Annotated in this window: 1 protein-coding gene; it reads left to right on the top strand. The window is 66.9% G+C overall.

What is annotated here, in order from left to right:
• Nucleotides 1–132 precede the first annotated feature (132 nt).
• Nucleotides 133–1,080: ISAs1 family transposase (locus ACY5KJ_RS17285; protein ID WP_462203854.1), on the top strand; the 948-nt coding region annotated here is incomplete at its 3' end.

The raw sequence follows: 1,080 nt of genomic DNA, 5'->3' as shown, positions 1-1,080 counted from the left end.
CGCGTATTTGTTACTTCATTACGTCCCCTTTGCGGGGGTGGACACCGGCGGGCCACGTGTCGCGGAGAAAGGGACAGGCACACCGCTTGTAGATCACGGAGGTGTCTAAGTCTTCGTGGTCTGGAGTGCGGCGTGCCTGTTGGCGCATTGTCGCGCGCTGCGGCCGGTGTGGTGGGAGCCGGTGGCGTGTCGCGCGAGGGGATCTGGGAACGGCTGGCCGCGGTGCCGGATCACCGTTCGCGGCGGGGTCGGATCTACCCGCTGTCGTGCCTGGCGGCGGTGTGGCTGTGCGCGTTGACGGCGGCGGGGCATGATCGGGTGGCTGCGGTCACCGAGTGGCTGCGCGACACCACCAGCGTCGACAGCAAGAGCAACGAGACTACCGCGTTCCGCCCTCTGCTCGAACGCCTCGACCTGACGGGGAAGATCCTGACGTTCGACGCGATGCACACCGTGCGGGCCAACCTCGACTGGCTGGTCACCGAGAAGAATGCCCACTACTTTACCGTGATCAAGGGTAGCCAGCCGATGTTGAAAGACGTCCTGGCCGCCCTGCCCTGGGCCGACGTCCCGACCGGCGACACCACCCGTGACCACGGCCACGGCCGGGACGAGACCCGCACCCTCGAGGTCGCCACCGTCGCCGGCCTCGACTTCCCGCACGCCACCCAGGCGATCAGGATCCACCGCTGGCGCAAGGAGAAGGACAAGGCCCCGACCTGCGAGACCATCTACATGATCATCGGCGTCACCGCCGAACAGGCCGAACCCGCCCTGCTCGCCGACCTTGCCCGCGGCCATTGGCACATCGAGGTCAAGCAGCATTATGTCCGAGACATGACCTTCGGTGAAGACGCCAGCAGCAGCCGGACCGGCCGTGTCCCGGCAGCCCTCGCGATCTTCCGAGGCGCCGCGATCAACGCGATCCGCCGCGCTGGCTACCGCTACATCTCCTCCGGCCGCCGCGCCCACAAGAAAGCCACCGCCGCTCTCGAGCTCCATGGCTTCCCATGGCAAACCGGACAGACGGGAGACACCGCCGATTCCTGGACAGGTCACTCAGATCGCGAACATGCCGAA

The organism is Frankia sp. CcWB3, assembly GCF_977927595.1.
The sequence above is the reverse complement of the archived record's forward strand: the minus strand, read 5'-3'. Positions and strand labels throughout refer to the sequence as shown.